The 18,140-nt window shown below is 40.1% G+C and carries 17 protein-coding genes; 8 read left to right on the forward strand and 9 right to left on the reverse strand.

Going from position 1 to position 18,140, the window contains the following annotated elements:
• Positions 1-52: 52 nt before the first annotated feature.
• From csrA to DC53_RS01900, 6 genes are all read right to left on the reverse strand, one after another.
• Entirely contained in the window at positions 53-244 is a 192-nt protein-coding gene (gene csrA, locus DC53_RS01925) for a carbon storage regulator CsrA (RefSeq protein ID WP_011327236.1), read from the reverse strand.
• Between the two features lie 91 nt (positions 245-335).
• Complete coding sequence (locus DC53_RS01920) at positions 336-1,553, reverse strand: aspartate kinase (RefSeq protein WP_033031905.1); 1,218 nt, start codon at positions 1,551-1,553, stop codon at positions 336-338.
• A 6-nt stretch (positions 1,554-1,559) separates the two neighbouring features.
• Complete coding sequence (gene alaS, locus DC53_RS01915) at positions 1,560-4,160, reverse strand: alanine--tRNA ligase (RefSeq protein ID WP_033031907.1); 2,601 nt, start codon at positions 4,158-4,160, stop codon at positions 1,560-1,562.
• A 19-nt stretch (positions 4,161-4,179) separates the two neighbouring features.
• On the reverse strand, positions 4,180-4,632 hold the full coding sequence (locus DC53_RS01910) for a regulatory protein RecX (protein ID WP_033031909.1): 453 nt from the start codon (positions 4,630-4,632) through the stop codon (positions 4,180-4,182).
• Positions 4,632-5,420: a BPSS1780 family membrane protein gene (locus DC53_RS01905; RefSeq protein ID WP_007378958.1), complete on the reverse strand. Its 789-nt coding sequence runs from the start codon at positions 5,418-5,420 to the stop codon at positions 4,632-4,634. The genes DC53_RS01910 and DC53_RS01905 overlap by 1 nt, the downstream gene beginning before the upstream one ends.
• An 81-nt stretch (positions 5,421-5,501) precedes the next feature.
• Positions 5,502-6,125, reverse strand: coding sequence for a GTP cyclohydrolase II (locus DC53_RS01900; protein ID WP_007378959.1), 624 nt, complete (start codon positions 6,123-6,125; stop codon positions 5,502-5,504).
• Between the two features lie 248 nt (positions 6,126-6,373).
• Here DC53_RS01900 and DC53_RS01895 point away from each other — a divergent pair, with 248 nt between their 5' ends.
• Complete coding sequence (locus tag DC53_RS01895; protein WP_033031911.1) at positions 6,374-7,489, forward strand: energy transducer TonB; 1,116 nt, start codon at positions 6,374-6,376, stop codon at positions 7,487-7,489.
• Positions 7,490-7,556: 67 nt separating this feature from the next.
• Here the strand turns inward: DC53_RS01895 and DC53_RS01890 are convergent, their stop codons facing one another.
• On the reverse strand, positions 7,557-8,066 hold the full coding sequence (locus DC53_RS01890; RefSeq protein WP_033031913.1) for a hypothetical protein: 510 nt from the start codon (positions 8,064-8,066) through the stop codon (positions 7,557-7,559).
• 419 nt (positions 8,067-8,485) lie between these two features.
• Here DC53_RS01890 and galE point away from each other — a divergent pair, with 419 nt between their 5' ends.
• Complete coding sequence (gene galE / locus DC53_RS01885) at positions 8,486-9,502, forward strand: UDP-glucose 4-epimerase GalE (RefSeq protein WP_033031915.1); 1,017 nt, start codon at positions 8,486-8,488, stop codon at positions 9,500-9,502.
• Positions 9,503-9,926: 424 nt separating this feature from the next.
• On the opposite strand, the gene DC53_RS01880 is transcribed toward galE, so the two are convergent.
• Complete coding sequence (locus DC53_RS01880) at positions 9,927-10,607, reverse strand: Fe2+-dependent dioxygenase (RefSeq protein WP_033031917.1); 681 nt, start codon at positions 10,605-10,607, stop codon at positions 9,927-9,929.
• 75 nt (positions 10,608-10,682) lie between these two features.
• Positions 10,683-12,863 carry a TonB-dependent receptor gene (locus DC53_RS01875; RefSeq protein ID WP_033031919.1) on the reverse strand — a complete coding sequence of 727 codons (2,181 nt, stop codon included), beginning with the start codon at positions 12,861-12,863 and terminating at the stop codon, positions 10,683-10,685.
• 196 nt (positions 12,864-13,059) lie between these two features.
• Here DC53_RS01875 and DC53_RS01870 point away from each other — a divergent pair, with 196 nt between their 5' ends.
• Genes DC53_RS01870 through DC53_RS01845 form a run of 6 tightly spaced genes read left to right on the forward strand, consistent with a single transcriptional unit; the run spans position 13,060 to position 18,027 of the window.
• Positions 13,060-13,833, forward strand: a complete 774-nt coding sequence (locus DC53_RS01870) for a DUF3450 family protein (protein WP_033031921.1) — start codon at positions 13,060-13,062, stop codon at positions 13,831-13,833.
• Positions 13,833-15,146 carry a MotA/TolQ/ExbB proton channel family protein gene (locus DC53_RS01865; protein ID WP_033031923.1) on the forward strand — a complete coding sequence of 438 codons (1,314 nt, stop codon included), beginning with the start codon at positions 13,833-13,835 and terminating at the stop codon, positions 15,144-15,146. The genes DC53_RS01870 and DC53_RS01865 overlap by 1 nt, the downstream gene beginning before the upstream one ends.
• Positions 15,139-15,519, forward strand: a complete 381-nt coding sequence (locus DC53_RS01860) for a MotA/TolQ/ExbB proton channel family protein (protein WP_007378976.1) — start codon at positions 15,139-15,141, stop codon at positions 15,517-15,519. The genes DC53_RS01865 and DC53_RS01860 overlap by 8 nt, the downstream gene beginning before the upstream one ends.
• A gap of 5 nt (positions 15,520-15,524) precedes the next feature.
• Entirely contained in the window at positions 15,525-15,929 is a 405-nt protein-coding gene (locus DC53_RS01855) for an ExbD/TolR family protein (protein WP_007378977.1), read from the forward strand.
• Between the two features lies 1 nt (position 15,930).
• Positions 15,931-16,587: an energy transducer TonB gene (locus DC53_RS01850; RefSeq protein WP_033031925.1), complete on the forward strand. Its 657-nt coding sequence runs from the start codon at positions 15,931-15,933 to the stop codon at positions 16,585-16,587.
• A gap of 27 nt (positions 16,588-16,614) precedes the next feature.
• Positions 16,615-18,027 carry a tetratricopeptide repeat protein gene (locus DC53_RS01845; RefSeq protein WP_033031927.1) on the forward strand — a complete coding sequence of 471 codons (1,413 nt, stop codon included), beginning with the start codon at positions 16,615-16,617 and terminating at the stop codon, positions 18,025-18,027.
• The last annotated feature ends 113 nt before the right edge of the window (positions 18,028-18,140 follow it).

An 18,140-nucleotide genomic window follows, 5' to 3' on the forward strand; every position in this document is an offset into this window, starting at 1 on the left:
TTTAATTCGTTAAATTGATCAAGGATTTATGCAGTTTGGTATTACATGTTGATTAAGCATTGCCCGGCTCAGGGTTAGACTTTTCAGCTTGTATACGCATGTAAATTTCTTCACGATGCACTGATACGTCTTTTGGTGCGTTAACACCGATTCGAACTTGATTTCCTTTAACACCTAGAACGGTAACTGTTACTTCGTCACCAATCATTAGGGTTTCACCTACTCTACGAGTTAGTATTAGCATTCTATTGCTCCCATGTTCCAATAAAAATTATAAGATTCCGCTTAAACATACTAATAAAAATTAGACTGAAAAGTAAGTAAAAACTCCCAATCTATTCATTTTCTGTTAAAAATACTTTGTGTAATGCACGAACAGCCAACTCTAAGTACTTTTCATCTATTAAAACTGAAATTTTAATCTCGGATGTTGAAACTAAAACTACATTAATGTTTTCTTGCGCTAATGCTTCAAAAAATAGACTCGCGACACCAGAATGCGATTTCATACCTATTCCAACAGCAGAAACTTTTGCCACTGTGGTTAATCCGCATATATTTTGAACACTTAATTGAACTTGCTGCTCATTGAGCAATTCAAGTGTTTGCAGATAATCATTCGAGTGCACAGTAAAAGCATAGTCTATTTTTTCAAAGTTATGATTAACTTGATTAATCATATCTATTTCGATGCCATTTTCGGCAAAAAGTTTCAATATTTTTGAAAGATATTGCGTACCCGTTGGCACACCTTGTACCTTAATTAAACATTCGTCACGATTAAACGCAATCCCCGATACAACCTTGCTTGGCATATCGTTCTCCTCAAAACTTATTAATGTACCTTCATCGGGATTAAAGCTCGAAAGCACCCTAAGTGGCACATTATGTTTGCCTGCGGCTTCTACTGAGCGAATATGCAAAACTTTCGCCCCTAAACTTGCCAGTTCTAGCATTTCGGCAAAGGTAACTTGGCTCATTCTGCGCGCGTTAGGTTCAACACGAGGATCTGTAGTATATACGCCGTCAACGTCTGTATAGATCTGGCATTCGTCAGCTTTTATAGCCGCAGCTATTTCCACAGCCGATGTATCGGTGCCGCCGCGTCCAAGCGTTGTAACATTGCCCTCAATATCACGTCCCTGAAACCCAGCAATAATAGCAATACGATTATGCTCAAGCTCATGCTTTAAGCGCGTAGCAGCAACCTCAGCAATACGAGCTTTACCAAACATATTGTCGGTTAGAATATTGACTTGATCGGCTAATAAGCTCACAGCTGAGTGGCCACGTTTGATAATAGCCATAGCAAGCAGTGATACAGAAACCTGCTCTCCGGTGCTAATAAGTACATCTAGTTCACGGCTACTCGGGCGAGTATCAATTTGTTTGGCGAGGTTAATTAAGCGGTTGGTTTCTCCCGACATAGCAGAGAGAACCACAACCACTTGATGTCCTTGTTGTCTGGTTTTAACAACAAGGTCAGCGACCGCTTCAATTCGCTCTATTGAGCCGACCGAAGTGCCACCGAACTTTTGAACAATAAGCGCCACTTAGGCTTAAGTACGCTCAGTTAACCAAGCTATAACGCTATCTAGTGCAGCAGCAAGGTTTTGTGGCTCACTACCACCAGCTTGTGCCATATCTGGACGACCGCCACCTTTACCACCTACTTGACCTGCCATATGGTTAACTAACTCACCGGCTTTTACTTTACCTGTTAAGTCTTTAGTTACACCGGCAATTAGGCTTACTTTGTCGCCACTGGCAACACCGAGGGCAATAACACCTGAGCCAATCTTGTTTTTAAGGTCATCAACCATACCGCGAAGCGCTTTAGATTCAGTACCTTCAACGTTTGCTACAAGTAGCTTAACGCCATTAATTTCAACAATCGAATCAAGTAAAGACGCGCCCGCTGCACTTGCGAGCTTATCGCTAAGTTGTGCAATTTGCTTTTCAAGGCCTTTAGATTTTTCAAGCAACGCAGTTACTTTTTCAAGTACCGATGCGCTATCGCCTTTAACTAAAGCTGCAACATCGCTAAGTTGTTGCTCTTGCTCGCTAACGTACGCTACAGCATCTGCACCAGTTACGGCCTCAATACGGCGAACACCTGCGGCAATACCGCTTTCAGATACAATTTTGAATAAACCAATATCGCCAGCGCGCTCAACGTGAGTACCACCACAAAGCTCAATAGAGTAGTCGCCAATAGTAACTACACGTACTTCGTCATCGTACTTTTCGCCAAACAATGCCATAGCACCTTTCGCTTTAGCATCATCAATAGCCATAAGCTCAGTATTAAGTGCAAAGTTACGACGAATTTCGTCATTAACTACACGCTCAATTTCACGTAGCTCATCTTTAGTAACTGCTTCAAAATGCGAAAAGTCAAAACGTAAACGATCTGGCTGAACAAGTGAGCCTTTTTGGCCTACATGGTCGCCTAATAGTTGGCGTAGTGCTTCGTGTAAAATATGCGTAGCTGTGTGGTTTTTCTTAATGTTGTCGCGGCGCGTATCATCAATAGTTGCGTCAACTTTGTCATTAACACCAATACGGCCTTGTACAGTACCGTGGTGAGCAAAAGCATTACCAAGCTTAGTGGTATTAGTAACATTAAATTCGCCACCAGCAACTGTAATAGTACCCGTGTCACCCGTTTGACCGCCTGATTCAGCGTAAAACGGTGTGCGGTCTAGTACTACAATACCTTGTTGACCATCTTCTAATAACTGAACAGCTTCGCCACCGGCAAAAATTTCAATAACGGTCGCGCTGTAATGTGTGCTGTCGTAACCTTTAAAGTCAGTGTGTTTATCTGATTTTAATTGGTCATTGTAATCAGCACCAAACTTACCCGCTTGTTGCGCTGTTTTACGTTGTACAGCCATGCATTCTTCAAAGCCTTGATGATCAATTGTCATCTGGCGCTCACGCGCAACATCGGCCGTTAAATCAGCTGGAAAACCGTACGTATCGTAAAGTTTAAATACTAAGTCGCCCGGTATAATATCGCCTTTAAGGTCGCTTAAGCTTTCTTCTAAAATAGCTAAGCCACGCTCAAGTGTTTTACCAAACTGTTCTTCTTCAATGCGTAATACTTTTTCAATAATTTCTTGTTGCTTAGCAAGCTCAGGGTACGCTTGACCCATTTGCTCAATTAGCGCAGCAACTAATTTATAGAAAAACGAACCTTGTGCACCTAACTTGTTACCGTGGCGCACAGCACGACGAATAATACGGCGCAGTACATAACCACGACCTTCGTTAGATGGCATAACACCGTCTGAGATTAAAAACGCACACGAACGAATATGATCCGCCACTACGCGTAGTGACTTGTCGTCCATGTCTTGTGCATTAGTAACACTTGCAGCAGCGGCAATTAAGCCTTGGAATAAATCGATTTCGTAGTTTGAATGCACGCCCTGCAAAATAGCAGCAATACGCTCAAGGCCCATTCCCGTATCAACAGATTGCTTAGGTAGAGGCAACATTGTACCGTCGCTTTGACGGTTATATTGCATAAATACAAGGTTCCAAATTTCGATGAAACGGTCGCCGTCTTCCTCAGGAGAGCCCGGAGGTCCGCCCCAAATATGCTCGCCATGGTCATAAAATATTTCAGAACACGGACCACACGGACCAGTATCGCCCATAGACCAAAAGTTGTCTGAGGTCGCAATACGAATAATACGATCCTCAGGTAAGCCAATTTCGTTAGCCCAGTAACCAAACGCTTCTTCATCATCGTGATAAATAGTTACTAAAAGTTTTTCTTTAGGTAGGCTTACTACCTCAGTTAAAAACTCCCATGCAAACTTAATCGCGTCTTGCTTAAAGTAATCACCAAAGCTGAAGTTACCTAACATTTCAAAAAATGTATGGTGGCGAGCAGTGTAGCCTACGTTTTCTAAATCGTTATGCTTACCGCCAGCACGTACACAGCGCTGCGAGCTTGTCGCACGTGTATAAGGGCGGCTTTCTGCGCCTAAAAATACATCTTTAAATTGCACCATGCCGGCATTGTTAAATAACAACGTGGCATCGTTACCCGGTATAAGCGAGCTAGAAGGTACTATTTGATGTTGCTTGCTGGCAAAAAAGTCTAAAAACTGTTGCCTAATTTGTGCGGTAGTCATGTGCTGCATTTGAAAGTCTCACCTGTATTTACTGTGCTTGCATTGCAAAATTAATTTCATCGTAGCTAAAACCCCGATACATTAAGTAGCGCACGCGCTTAGCTTTATCTTTGTAATCGAGATCTGGCGGTGTATTTGAATATTTTTTATTGTACGCATCCTGCGCAAGCTCAAACCAATCTATTTCAAGCTCTTCAACTACCAATTCAAGTAGCGAACGATCAATCCCTTTGCCCATAGCTTCGCTTTTTATTCGCTTAAGCCCGTGGCATTTAAATATGTGTTTTCTTACAAAGCCTTCACAGTATCGCTGCTCGTTAATAAAATTGTGCTTTTCGCACCAATCAAGCAGCGTTTCAATAAACTCTTCTGTCGCTTCTTTTTGCTGTAATTTGAGCGTTAACTCACGACGCGAATATTCTTGGCGCCCTAGTAACCAAAGTACATAGTTTTTTAGTTTTTGCTTTAATTTATCATCCATTAAGCGTCAAAACGCCCGCTTGTTTCACTACTAAGTGGCTTAACATTAATGTCGTCACTCGGTGGTACAACAGGCATAAAAATGGCTTGATAAGATACAAAAAAGCTAATGTAGCAAATCGGCATTAAAATCAACAGTGGTAAGAACGATAAGAACATCGAAAGCGCCATAAATAATGCGCAAATAAGACCAAAAACGCCAAGTGGCAAAATATTATGATAAAACACCATTAACGACTTTTTCAGCGCCGTTAAAATGCGTGTTTCTTTACTAAAATAAACAAGCGGTACAGCGTAAGCAAACGCCGTTAAATAAATTAGCATTGCCATAAAAAATAAAATTACATTCGCGCCCGAAATACTCTCAAGCATTTGTTCAAGTGCTACGTTTGGATCAAGTCCCGGTTGACTCATAACCGCCACTGCATCGGCAAATAAGCCATTAGCAAGTAACGCCATTAAAATGCCCGCACCCATTTGATAAAGTGCTAAACGCAATAACCCTAAACGATTTCCCTTAGCCGTAAATGGCTTGAGAATATCGGCTAGCATAATTTTTCCGCCCTGCTGCTTACTAAGCACCGCTTGGTAAAACCCTGCGGTTAAAAATGGCGTAGCTAGCGCTGCTACCACTTGCAGTAAAGGTAAAAATAAAGACAGCAGCCCTACAATGCCAATAAATAAATGCATAAAAATAAAGGTTGCTGGCTGGGTTTTAAAAATAAGCCATCCGGCTTTTAACCACTTTAGCCCTGCATCGGCTTTAAAAATTCGTAATTGTGTAGACATACTTACTCTTAATTTAAAACGAAACACGCCAAGTATAACTTGGCGTGAGGGGGTATTAATAGACGAAACGTAATTAAATGATTAAGGTTTTTTAATTTTCTTAATATCTAACATATGCGCGCCATGCTTAATTTTTGTTTCTAGGTACGATTTATTACCCGCAACACCCGCTTTAATGTGTGCATGCGTGCCCACAACCGAGTCAACACTAATACCGGCATCCTTTAATGCATTAAGCTTCTTAGGATTATTGGTCATTAATTTAACGTGGCTTAAATTAAGCGCATTAAGCATTAATACCGCATCCGAAAAGTCACGTAAATCATCAGCAAAGCCTAAGTGATTATTAGCTTCGTAGGTGTTCATCCCTTGCGATTGCAGTACATAAGCGTCAATTTTGTTGTATAAACCAATGCCACGGCCTTCTTGGCGTAAATACAATAAAATACCGCCTTGCTCGTGCATCATTTCAATACATTCATTTAGCTGCTCGCCACAATCACAACGCGATGAGTAAAACACATCACCCGTTAAACACTCAGAATGCATACGAATAAGCGGTACATCTTGCTCTGTATCAGCGTTGTTAAACACCATAGCAATATGTTCTTTACCATCTTTTAAATCAGTAAATGAGATTATTTCTGCAGGGATATCACTATTTCTGCCAACATTAAGCTGGACTCTTGCTCTTACTTGCGCCACGACAAATCCAAATATTTAAATAACTACGACACGACAATAAAGTGATAATATCACAAAATAGGATAAATACACCGTAGTACAAGACTTTTTATGGCAAATATATGGCGACGATAAGCGTTATTTTCAATGACAGTTAGCAATAAATTGATGCAAATAACAGCCAATGTTATTTACGTTGATTTACCTTAATCAGTGGCACTTAAGGACACGTTTGGTATTTTGTATTTTAAACAACGATAGGGATTATTATGAAACGTCAGCAACTCGCTTTATTTATGGGCTTAAGTTTATCTGCTTTAAGCGCAACAACTTTAAGTACTACAGTACTCGCCAGCCAAGTAAGCGATCCTCAAGCGGTATTTAGCCAAGCATATCAAAGCTATTTAGCGGCAGTTAAAGCAGACGAAAACGTACAACAAACAGCCAAACTTGCTTACACATCAGGTAAAGCCGTTTATGGTGAAAGCTCAGATAACACCGCTAACTTAGCTATTAACTACGCTAAAGCTATTAAAGGCTACGGCAATGAGCTAAACGAACAGCGTTTTTCACTTTATAATAAAGCACATGCTATTTTAGCTGCAAATCACGGCAAACAATCAATAGAAACAGTTGATGCACTGCTCGGCCAAGCTAACTACACAACATCGGCTTACAAAGCAGCTAACTTTTTAGAACAAATAATAGATATAGCTAAAACACAAAATAAACCTAAATTTGTAGCCGACATGAAACTAGAAGCGGCATCACTGCTTGCTAAAAAGTTTAGCTCTAAAAAATATCGCGAAGCGAAAAACTACCTAGAAGAAGCCGACGAGTACTACCAGGAAAACTTACCTGAAAACTCACTAGAGCGTATAAAAGCCGATTTTTTAATGGCCTCATTCGCAGAAGGTCGTAAAAAATACAATCAAGCGATTGAAAGGCTAAACCGTATAGTGAATGTATTCGATAGTAACTTAAACTTTGATCACAGCGCAGAGCTAAGCGCTCACTCTAAGCTTATTGGCCTGTACGAAAAACAAGGTAAAAGCGAAGAAGCAACTAAACATTGCCTAGCAATTGCTAAAATGGTGCCATGGAAAGAATCGCAAGAGCAAACGCCGCTTTACCGTGTTAACCCTAAATATCCAGTTAACAAAGCCAGATTTAGTACCGATGGTAGCGTTGTTATGGAGTTTGAGGTAGACGCAGCTGGCTTTGTAAAAAACCCAAAAGTACTTAGCTCTGAAGGCGGCAGCGCATTTGAAAAATCAGCCAAAGCAGCGCTTGAGCAATGGCGTTACGCGCCAAAGTTTGAAAATGGCAAACCCGTTAGCGCTATTTCTCAGGTACAACTCGACTTTAAAATTAATCGCCATTAAAAGCGGCTCATTAAAAAAGGCGCTTTAAGCGCCTTTTTTAATACTAACTAATACAAACCCTACGTAGTTAAAATTCGTAACTTAAACTAATACCGCCATCTGCTCTATTTTCATTGCTGTCACTTGTTTTACCGTAGCCTACATCTAATTCCAGTCTAAAACCGGCATTGTTTAATCCATTAAAGTTATAGCTGTAAGTAAGCCCTATGCCGTTAGTTGTTTCCTCATCAAAAATACTGCCAATTGCGCAGCCTAGCGTATTAGCAAAGTCAGTTGCTATATCATTTGTTGAACTTTCACATTCTTGGTCTGTATCTCTTGCGCCAATAGCGCCCAAAAGCGCGCCAAATGCATGCTTTTTATTATCGCTTACTGCTTGTTCAAAACCTGCTGAAAATCCATCATCAAGGCCTATTTTATAGTTTGCATACCAACGTTGTTGATTCTCATTAGCCGATAAAGACACTTCTGGAATAACTAAGTAAGGATAGCCACCCCCAATCGAAAAACTAACATCGTTAGCAAAAGTAGAACAAGAAGCGATAGATAAAGTGAGTAGTAATATTTTTGTTTTCATAAAATTCCCTTTGAGTAAGCACCAAATGTACCTAGTTTAGTTCCTTTTCACAATGTAACAAAAGTCCTAACCGTGCTTTTTGTGATTTTAAAACTTCCTGTTGCGATTAAAGCTGGCTTCTCTTCCTAGCTAGAAGTTTCAGTAGTACGCTGATTTTAATATGGTTATTCTCCATACATAGGCGATAACGCAAGAGCAGTTGCCGAACCGACTAGGTTACACACCTCTCGCCGCGATTAAATACTCCTTAGATAGAACAAATTTTAATCCTGAAAGACCAATAAACTCTAAACCACATTAACTGTATTTAATTTAAAAAAGACTTTAGTAGAGCAATAATAAATACAGATAATGCATGTAAATAATCATAATTTATGGTGAAATTAGCTTAATTGATAAAAGGTACCCACGGAGCTTTCATGACTATTTTAGTAACCGGTGGCGCAGGCTATATTGGCTCGCACACTGTTTTAGAACTTTTACAGCAAGGTAATGATGTTGTTGTTATTGATAATTTGAGCAATTCATCGCAAGAATCTCTTGCTCGTGTTAAAAAAATCACAGGTAAAGATACTACCTTTTACCAAGGTGATATTCTCGATAAAGCTTTTTTAGATTCAGTGTTTGCTAAACACTCTATTGATAGCGTTATACATTTTGCAGGCTTGAAATCGGTTGGTGAATCAGTGGCTAAACCAATTGAATACTACAAAAATAATGTACAAGGTACGTTAACGCTTGTTGATGCAATGCGCGAAGCTGGTGTATTTAAATTAGTATTTAGTTCATCAGCTACCGTTTATGGTGACCCTGCTAGTTTACCAATTAAAGAAGACTTCCCTGTGGGCGGTACTACAAACCCTTACGGCACATCTAAGCTGATGGTTGAAATGATGCTGCAAGATATCGCTAAATCAGACGAGCGTTTTGCGTTTGCTATTTTGCGTTACTTTAACCCTGTTGGCGCACATGAATCGGGCCTAATTGGTGAAGATCCTAACGGTATCCCAAATAATCTTTTACCGTTTATTGCACAGGTTGCTGTGGGTAAATTAAAGCAACTTGCTGTATTTGGCGATGACTACGACACAGTTGACGGTACAGGTGTGCGCGACTATATACACGTTGTAGATTTAGCAATTGGCCATTTAAAAGCGCTTGATAAAATTGCCAGCAGCACGGGGGCATTAGTTTATAATCTGGGCACTGGTAACGGGTATTCTGTACTGCAAATGGTTAATGCATTTATTAAAGCCAGCGATCAGGCTGTGCCATATCAGGTTTCACCTCGCCGCCCAGGCGATATAGCCGCCTGTTATGCAGCACCAGAAAAAGCACTAAATGAACTTGGTTGGGAAGCGGTGCGTGGCATTGATGAAATGATGCAAGATACATGGCGTTGGCAGTCAAATAACCCCAACGGTTATAAAGGTTAAGTAAAAAGTAATTTATAAGCTTTGCCTGTTGCACCAGCAGGTAAAGCGCCCTTTACACTCTATGTAAATAAATTATCTAAAACGTTATTGCACAAAAAGAAGAGAATAAAGGTAAGTGAGAAGACACCAAAGCATGAGATTACGAGCGTTGCTCGTCACGCCAGCAAGCTGTGCGTCTACACGTAAATCAAACCACACTGTAAAACTTTGGCTGTAGGCGTAGAGCTTGCTCACGCGAAAAGCGCAGCTTTTAATATCTACAACTGATAGCTAAGTTAGCTCGTCACGCCAGCAAGCTGTGCGTCTACACGTAAATCAAACCACACTGTAAAACTTTGCCGGTAGGCGTAGAGCTTGCTCACGCGAAAAGCGCAGCTTTTAATTACTTATATCTAAATCTAACACTTAATAACAAGCATCTTCGTTATGTCTGTGCCCACTGCCTAAGCAAATTATGATAAACCCCCGTTAACTGAATAATCTCAGGGCTATCTTCTACTTTGCTGCGCAAACTTTGAATCGATGTATCTAAATCAAATAATAAACCACGTTTTTCGTCGCTATTAACCATGCTTTGCAACCAAAAAAATGAGGCTAACCTTCGCCCACTTGTAACTGGCATTACACGGTGCAGGCTGGTTGATGGGTACAACACCATACTCCCAGCTGGTAATTTTACGCTGTGCGATCCATACGTATCTTCAATAACTAATTCTCCACCCTCATAATCTTCAGGCTCATTAATAAAAAGCGTCATTGATACATCTGTTCGTACTTTTACAGGCGTACCAGGAACCTGCCTAATGGCATTATCTACATGCACACCAAACGATTGTCCGCCTTGATAACAGTTAAATAATGGAGGAAATATTTTTGCAGGAAGTGCTGCCGACATAAACAAATTGCTACGAGCGAGAGCTGCCATAATAATGTCGCCAAGCTCTTGGCATTCAGGACTATTTTCAGGTAACTGTAAGTTGTTTTTAGCTTTCGTTGATTGATGCCCAGCCGTAATACTACCATCTGCCCACTGTGCTTTTAGTAAAACCTCATGACAATAAGCAACTTCTTCTTTAGTTAACAACTCTGGTATTTTAACTAACATGTGCGCCCTCTCACATAATAAAAAGAAAGGGCAGAAATTTCTGCCCTTAATGATTATGTACTCTTAAAGTAAAGTTTAAAAAGAGTAACTTGCCGTTAAGCTAAACTTACGACCTTCACCAGGAACAAAGTGTCCGCCACCTAACTGGTTAACGTAATCTTTATCACCTAAGTTTTCAGCATTAAGCTGCAAGCTCAAATCTTTTGATACATCATACGCAACCATTAAATCAAAAATAGTATAGCTTGGAGCACGAGCGCGAGTAGACGATGAGCTACTGTAACGCTCACCTAAATACTGCATACCTGCACCAAATGATAATTGCTCAGATATTTCGTATGTTGTCCATATGCTCGCACTATTTTTAGGCGTACGTGGTAACTCATTACCTATTTGAATAATATCGTCACCTGATGCTTTAGTTACTTCGCTATCTTGATAAGTATACGATGCAATAACGGTCCACTCTTTGGTGATTAAACCTGTAGCTGATAACTCTAAACCCTGAACTCGTTGTTCGCCATTTAATAAATCAGCTCGTGTATCTTCTGCAAATGGATCATCGGTACGAGCATTTGTTTTTTCAGTACGAAAAAGAGCTGCATTAGTTTGTAAGCGACCATCCATTAAGTTCCATTTCATACCTAATTCATAGCTATTACTTTCTTCTGGATCAAGATCTGCTGTATTTCCGCGAGTAGATACCGTAATACCTTCGGCTGAAGGATTAAACGAATTACCCGCCCCAAAATAAATACTGCCGTTTTCTGTAGGTTTATAAACTACAGCTGCATTCCAGCTAAATAAGTCGTCACTTGTAGAAATTAAAGCACTTGGGTTCGCGTAATCGTAATGGTAATCCGTAGTAAAGCTATCAAAACGAATTCCGCCTGTAACTTCCCATTGCTTATTAAGGGTTACTGTATCAAATGCATAAATAGCTTGGTTTTTAGCTTTAGCTTCAATACTTGTGCCGTTACGACCGTACACACCCGTAAATGCAATTGTTGCATCAGGATTGTATAAGTCGTTACGGATTCCATCTTCAATTAGATTATCAGCCGTAGTTGCAACAAAGTTATGGCGTGTAAACGTTTCGTTTGCAAGTTCAATACCCACTACAACATCGTGAGTAAAACCAGCAAACTCGTAGTTACCAATTAAATCAACTTGTAATGCAGCCAATGAATTTTCTGTATCACGTGTTTTTTCATCTGCAAAGGTAATATCTGTATCGGTTGTAACTGAAAAGAAACGTGGTGCAGTTGTTACCGATTCACGCTTAACTTTACCTAAACGGACTTGTGTACGTAACGTAGTATTTTTAGAAAAATCATACTCATGACGGGCAGTTGTTGAATAAGCTTCTATGTCTTCATAATCACGGTAAACGTTACCATAAAAGTTATCAAAATCGACTGGTGGTGGAGCGTATTCATTGCCAACTAGTTCAGCAACTGGGGTATCACTTCTAACCCATGCAATACCGTAATCTGGTAAATTATCTTGTCGTTGGTATTCAAAATTAAGATCAAATCGACTGTTGGTTCCAAGCCCTGTAGCCAAAGCAACAGCAATTGCATTTTTTTCGTTTTCAACATAATCACGGCCAGCAACATCACCTGAATCAGACAATAAATTAACACGTAATGCGCTTGTTTCGTTTACTTGAATATTAGTATCAAGACGACCACGGTAATCGTTTTCTGTGCCTAAACGTAACGAAACATCATTAAAGTTGTCTAATTTCGCCTTTTTAGTTTCTAGATTAACGCTGCCGCCTGTTGCACCACGACCAGAGACTGCAGAACCAGGGCCTTTAGCTACTTCAACGGCTTCAATGTTATAAACATCGCGAGTGTATCCAGCAACATCACGAATACCATCAACAAAAATATCACTTGCGGCACTAAAACCACGAATAGACATGCTATCGCCAGTAGGAGAACCACCTTCGCCTGCAGCTAAAGAAATACCTGATACATTGCGTAATGCATCTTGTAAACTATCTACGTTTCTATCTTTCATTACCGCTTGGTTAATTACAGTAACTGTTTTAGCCGTATCGAGTAGCGGTTGAGTATATTTATGCGATGTTGATTTTTCTACAACATAGCTAGACTCAGTTTTAGTTTGCGCTTTCGTTACCGATAACTCTTGAACATCCTGTGCACTCGCCCAAGTTGAAAGAGTGGCTGTAACAACCGCCGCAATTGGTTTTGCGTAGGTATTCCCTTTATTCGATGGCTTACTCATGGTTACTCCAAGGTTTAAACTAATTAGGTACATGTTGAATTTCGGCAAAATCCTACCACCGCCATAAATAAATGTAAACGCTAATTGTTATCAGTTGCGTTGTTATACCTGTTGTTATATTGTATGCGCACTTAAAAATTAACAGTAATTGCTCCATGTAATTACTCGTCGTAACTTTCAGGGTCTTTGTTGAACAATGCGAAGTTTAATTAAACCAATCAGTATGGTTATCGCGCTTTGTTGCGCTATGACAGTGCAAGCCGATACCGTTAGCGAATTAGAACAACTCATCAACAAATGGCTGCAAATAGAAAATCAAAACAATAAATTAAATACTCATTGGCTTGAACAAAAAAGCAGTATGGAGCAAACATTAACGCTTTTAGATGCTGAGCAGCAGCAACTTAGCGAGCTTAATCAGCGTAGAAAAAAAAGCACCAGCGAGCTTACTCAAAAACGCGAACAGCTTGTTACTAAACAATCGGAACTTGAAAACGATCAACAACAATTAAACGAACAACTTACACGCATTTCCCAGCAATTACTTTCATTACAAGTGCAATTACCTCCGCCACTTTTAAGTAGCTGGAAAAACACAGGTGATTTAACTAACTCACAACTAAATACCACAGATAAATTGCAAACAGCACTCAAGATGCTGGGGTTATTACGTGATTTTCAGCAACGGATTTCTATACACGAAATGGCAATTCTGCACCCTGACGGCCAAGAAGTATGGGTAAAACAGCTTTACTTAGGTGCAGCCCAAGCTTGGTTTGTAAGTGAAGATTTAAGTTATGTAGGCATTGGCTTTCCAAGTGATTTAGGCTGGCAGTGGGAGTTCGATCCGAGTATTAACGCTGAGCAAGTTGCATTAGGAATAGCTGTTCAACAAAAAAAGCGCGCTGCTGACTGGGTAACACTACCTATCTTAAGTTATGCAAAAAATACACAAAAAGGGGCTAAATAATGATTTTCGCCCGCATCCTTAAAATAGCTAATATTTTAGCTTTACTCTTTAGTGCAAACATCGTTTTTGCAGCAAGCAGTGATGACGCGCAACAAAGTATTTTAAGTGACATTAAAACAGCTCAACGCGCGTTGAATAAAACTCAAAATAACATTGCCAAAGAGCAAGCCGCTCTTGCTAACAATATATTTAACAAGCAGCAATCACTGAGTAAATTACGTGAGCAGGCTGCCATTAACCGCCGCCTTGCTGATGAAGATACTTTGAGTTTAAATCAGCTGCAAACACGCCTAGATACATGGCAACAGCAGCAACAATATCAGCTAAATTTGTTAAATCGATTTGTACGCCAAAATAGTAAAAACCAACACATTACTAATGATCAAAACGAATTATTGAAACAAGTAGTATCACTTATTAATGACCAAAAACAGGCACTTTATCCACAATTTAAAAAGCAATCGGTTGTGCTAAGTAATGGCGAATTAAGCCAAGCGAATACCCTGCAAGTAGGCCCAGTTGCTTGGTTTAGTACACAAACCCCAAAACTAGCTGGATTACTCGATTTAGACGACAAATCTAACGCGTTAAAGGTAGCGCTAGTGCAATCTACAAGTGACGATAACCCACTCGATAATACCTTAAAACAAAATGGCGTAGGATCTACACTCCTCACTTTTGATCCGAGTTTAACGCATTTAGTAACGAGTCAGTCTCAACAAGAAAGTCCGCTGGAGCATTTAGAAAAAGGCGGTTTATGGGCTATTCCTATTATTTTATTTGCCTGCTTTGCACTAACTATCGCATTACTGAAAGCAGCTCAGTTACTGCGTTTAAATAAAATAAAAATGCACTCGCAATTGCAATTACAGAAATTGTTTATAAGTAAAAATAGCAGCGAATTTAATGGCATGCAGCAACAGCTATTTAACCTAACCTTGCAAAGCGAAAAAGGCCAAGTACGAGATGATCAGTTATTTAACCAACTTATGCACGATAAACACAAGCTCGATAACTTTATTGGTGCAATAGCCGTTACTGCAGCAGTAGCACCACTACTTGGCTTACTGGGTACTGTAAGCGGTATGATCGAAACATTCAAAATGATGACCTTGTTCGGATCAGGCGATCCTGAGGTCGTATCAGGTGGCATTGCACAAGCACTCATAACCACAGAACTTGGTTTAGTCGTTGCTATACCAGCTCTGGTACTAAACGCCTTGTTATCGCGTAAAGCTAAAGCCTATTACAGCCAATTAGAAGGCTTTGCATTACAGCTAAGTCAGCTAGATGAAGGAAAAAACAATGTTTGATCAAATCATTAGTAACCCTATTTGTTGGTGCATTATTTTACTGGCTTTATTTGTGTATCAATTGATTTTTCATGACTTACTACATCTGAAACATTATCAAACACAACGCAAAGGTTATTGGCAAGAAGTAAGCTCTATTTTAACTGCGGCTTTGCCACTACTTGGTTTACTAGGCACAATTGTTGGCTTACTCGATACCTTTAAAGTTATGGCTCAGGGTCATAATGAGTTAATGAGTGATGCAATTGGCCATGCATTACTAACCACTCAACTTGGTCTGGTGTGCGCTATTCCTGCTTGGTTAATGCAAGCCTATTTAGCATATTCGCAGCGCAACCCTAAATTACATGCACTAAGTAAACAATTAGGGTAATAACCATGCAATCACGTTTAAAACATCGCTTAGAACAAGAATCTGGCCAACATATTGATATGTCGCCGCTACTTGATGTGGTATTTATATTGCTAATATTTTTTATTGTGACTACGGTATTCGTACGCGAGAGTGGCGTTGAGGTTGATAAACCACAAGCCGTATCGGCCAGCCGTCTAGAACAACAAGTTATATTTTTAGCCATAACAGACACCCAACAAGTATTTTTTGATGGCAGCCAAATTGGTGTTGCTGGCGTGCGCAGCAGCGTTGAACAAATGCTAAAGCAACAACAGCGCCCTGTGGTTATTCAAGCCGATAAAACAGTACCTACCGAGTTGCTTGTTCAAGTGATTGACGAGGCAAAGCTTGCCGGTGCTGCACAAGTTAATTTAGCGACCAAACAATAATATGTACGCGATTACACCGACCCAAAAATCACGAAATATTCGTCATCCATTGTTTGCATTTGCGCTAAGCCTAATAGTACTTACTGCTGCATTGTTACTTTTATGGCTCGCTCAACTAGCTGAACATATAGTGCAAGATAAAGTTATTGTACGCGAGGTAGCTATGGTGGCATTACCGCCACCACCTCCGCCTTCAATACAACAGCAACAAGCAAATGAGCCTGCGCAAAGCTTAATGGTGGAAGGCGCTGGCGCTTCTATTCAAGCAGTTAAAATTAAAATAAAGAGTAAACTAAAAATTGTAAGACCCGATACGCCAAGTGTAAAAGTAAGTACGCCACAATGGCAATCGGTCAATGTAAATTGGGATGCACTTAGCCTAAACCAGCTCGACGGCCTACCCACTTTACTCACACCAGTAAAAGCATTACTCCCAAAAAGCTTAACTCGCCAAGGTATTGATACATTTACCGTAAAGCTCGATGTACTAATTGATGAGGGTGGCAATGTAAGTTTGATTGAAGTGGTGCAAAATCCGTATCCTTCGCTTAAACCTGCAATCGATAAAATAATTAAACAGAGTCGCTTTAGCGCGCCTAAAAAAGAAGGCGAAGTCGTACGCGCTCGCTTTATTTGGCCCATTGAATTTAAACCTTAAGCTTTAAGCCTTATTAAAATGAAAAATATGAACGTAATTAAAACGCTAAAACCTTTCACTCACGCATTACTAACAACTTTAATGTGCTCATTGCCTTTATTAGCTGTTGGTAATGTGAATGCAAACACAGTAAGTACTCCACTGAAAGTAATTTTATCTCCTAGCGATCCAACATGGCAATTGGCCATAAATAATAAATTACTTAGTCCTACTGAAATGCTTATTGAACCGACTGAACGTGGCTTTGCACGCCAAGTGCAACCATTACTACAAGCAGGTAATTATAACGAAGTAGCCGCGCTATTTAAAAACCGCGACCTCACGCAAGATAGCACCGCACTCAATTTATTGCGTGCTCAGGTTTTACTCACCTTAAAAGAGTTCGATAACGCCGAAAATGCATATTTAGCATGTTTAAAAGCCGCACCTAACTTAGTAAAAGCTCACCAAGGTTTGAGCCTTTTATACATGCAACAAGCAAATTACAGCAAGGCACAAACACACCTAGTACACAGTATTGAACAGGGCCAAGCAGATGCACAAAGTTATGCGCAACTTGCTTATATTCATGTACAACACAGCCAGCCTTGGAGCGCAGTAGCCGCTTATCGTCAAGCACTGATGCTTGCCCCTGAAACGCCTCAGTACCAACAAGGGCTATTGTTTGCCTTAATTGAATCGGGCGATTTAAATCAAGCAAATGCATTATTAAAAGAGTTACTTAATAAAATACCTGATAATGCTCAATTGTGGTTGCAACGTGCACAAATAGCACTGCAATTAGAGCAAAATAAAAAAGCACTTGCCGCCATTGAAGTGGCCTTAAAACTCAACCCTAAAGATACCAGTAACCAGCTTTTAGCAGCCCAGCTGCATTTAAGTGAAGGCAGCACTGAACGCGCTGTTAGTTTATTAAAGCAAGGTTTAAAACACGCCACTAAACAGCAGCAAGTTGAGGTTATTAATACCACGATGCAAACTTTAGGCTGGCTTGTATCTCAACAAAAATGGGATTTAGCTAAAGAGCTAATAGGCAGCGCAAAAAGATTAACTAAGCAGCTACCCCGTGATGAACAAGCGCAGTTTTCTGTATACAGCGCACAAATTGCTATGCAACAAGGTAATACTAAGCGCGCACTTAAAAGTTTAAACAACGCACTTAAAATAAACCCGAATTTAGGTGATGCTTTACTTAGTTTAGCAAGTATATATCGCAGTAAAGGCCAACTCACCCAAGCTAAACTTATGTATGTTCGTGCACAGGCACTTCCTGATTACCAACTATCGGCATGGCTTGGATTATCGCAAATAGCAATTGATTCTAAAGACTACTCTAGTGCGCTGAAGCATCTTAGAAAAGCATTGCAAGCTAACCCGCAACGCCAGGATTTGATTACCAATATTCGTGCACTTGAAAATATTGTGCGCCAAGAAGGGTAAGTTTATAGCTTTAACGTGAGCAAGCTCTACGCCTACAGATAAAATTTAACGCCGTGGTTAAACTCACTTGTAGCCACACAGCTTGCTGGCGTGTAAAAACGCAGTTTTTAAAA

This window comes from Pseudoalteromonas fuliginea (assembly GCF_000690055.1).
GTDB classification, from domain to species: domain Bacteria; phylum Pseudomonadota; class Gammaproteobacteria; order Enterobacterales; family Alteromonadaceae; genus Pseudoalteromonas; species Pseudoalteromonas fuliginea.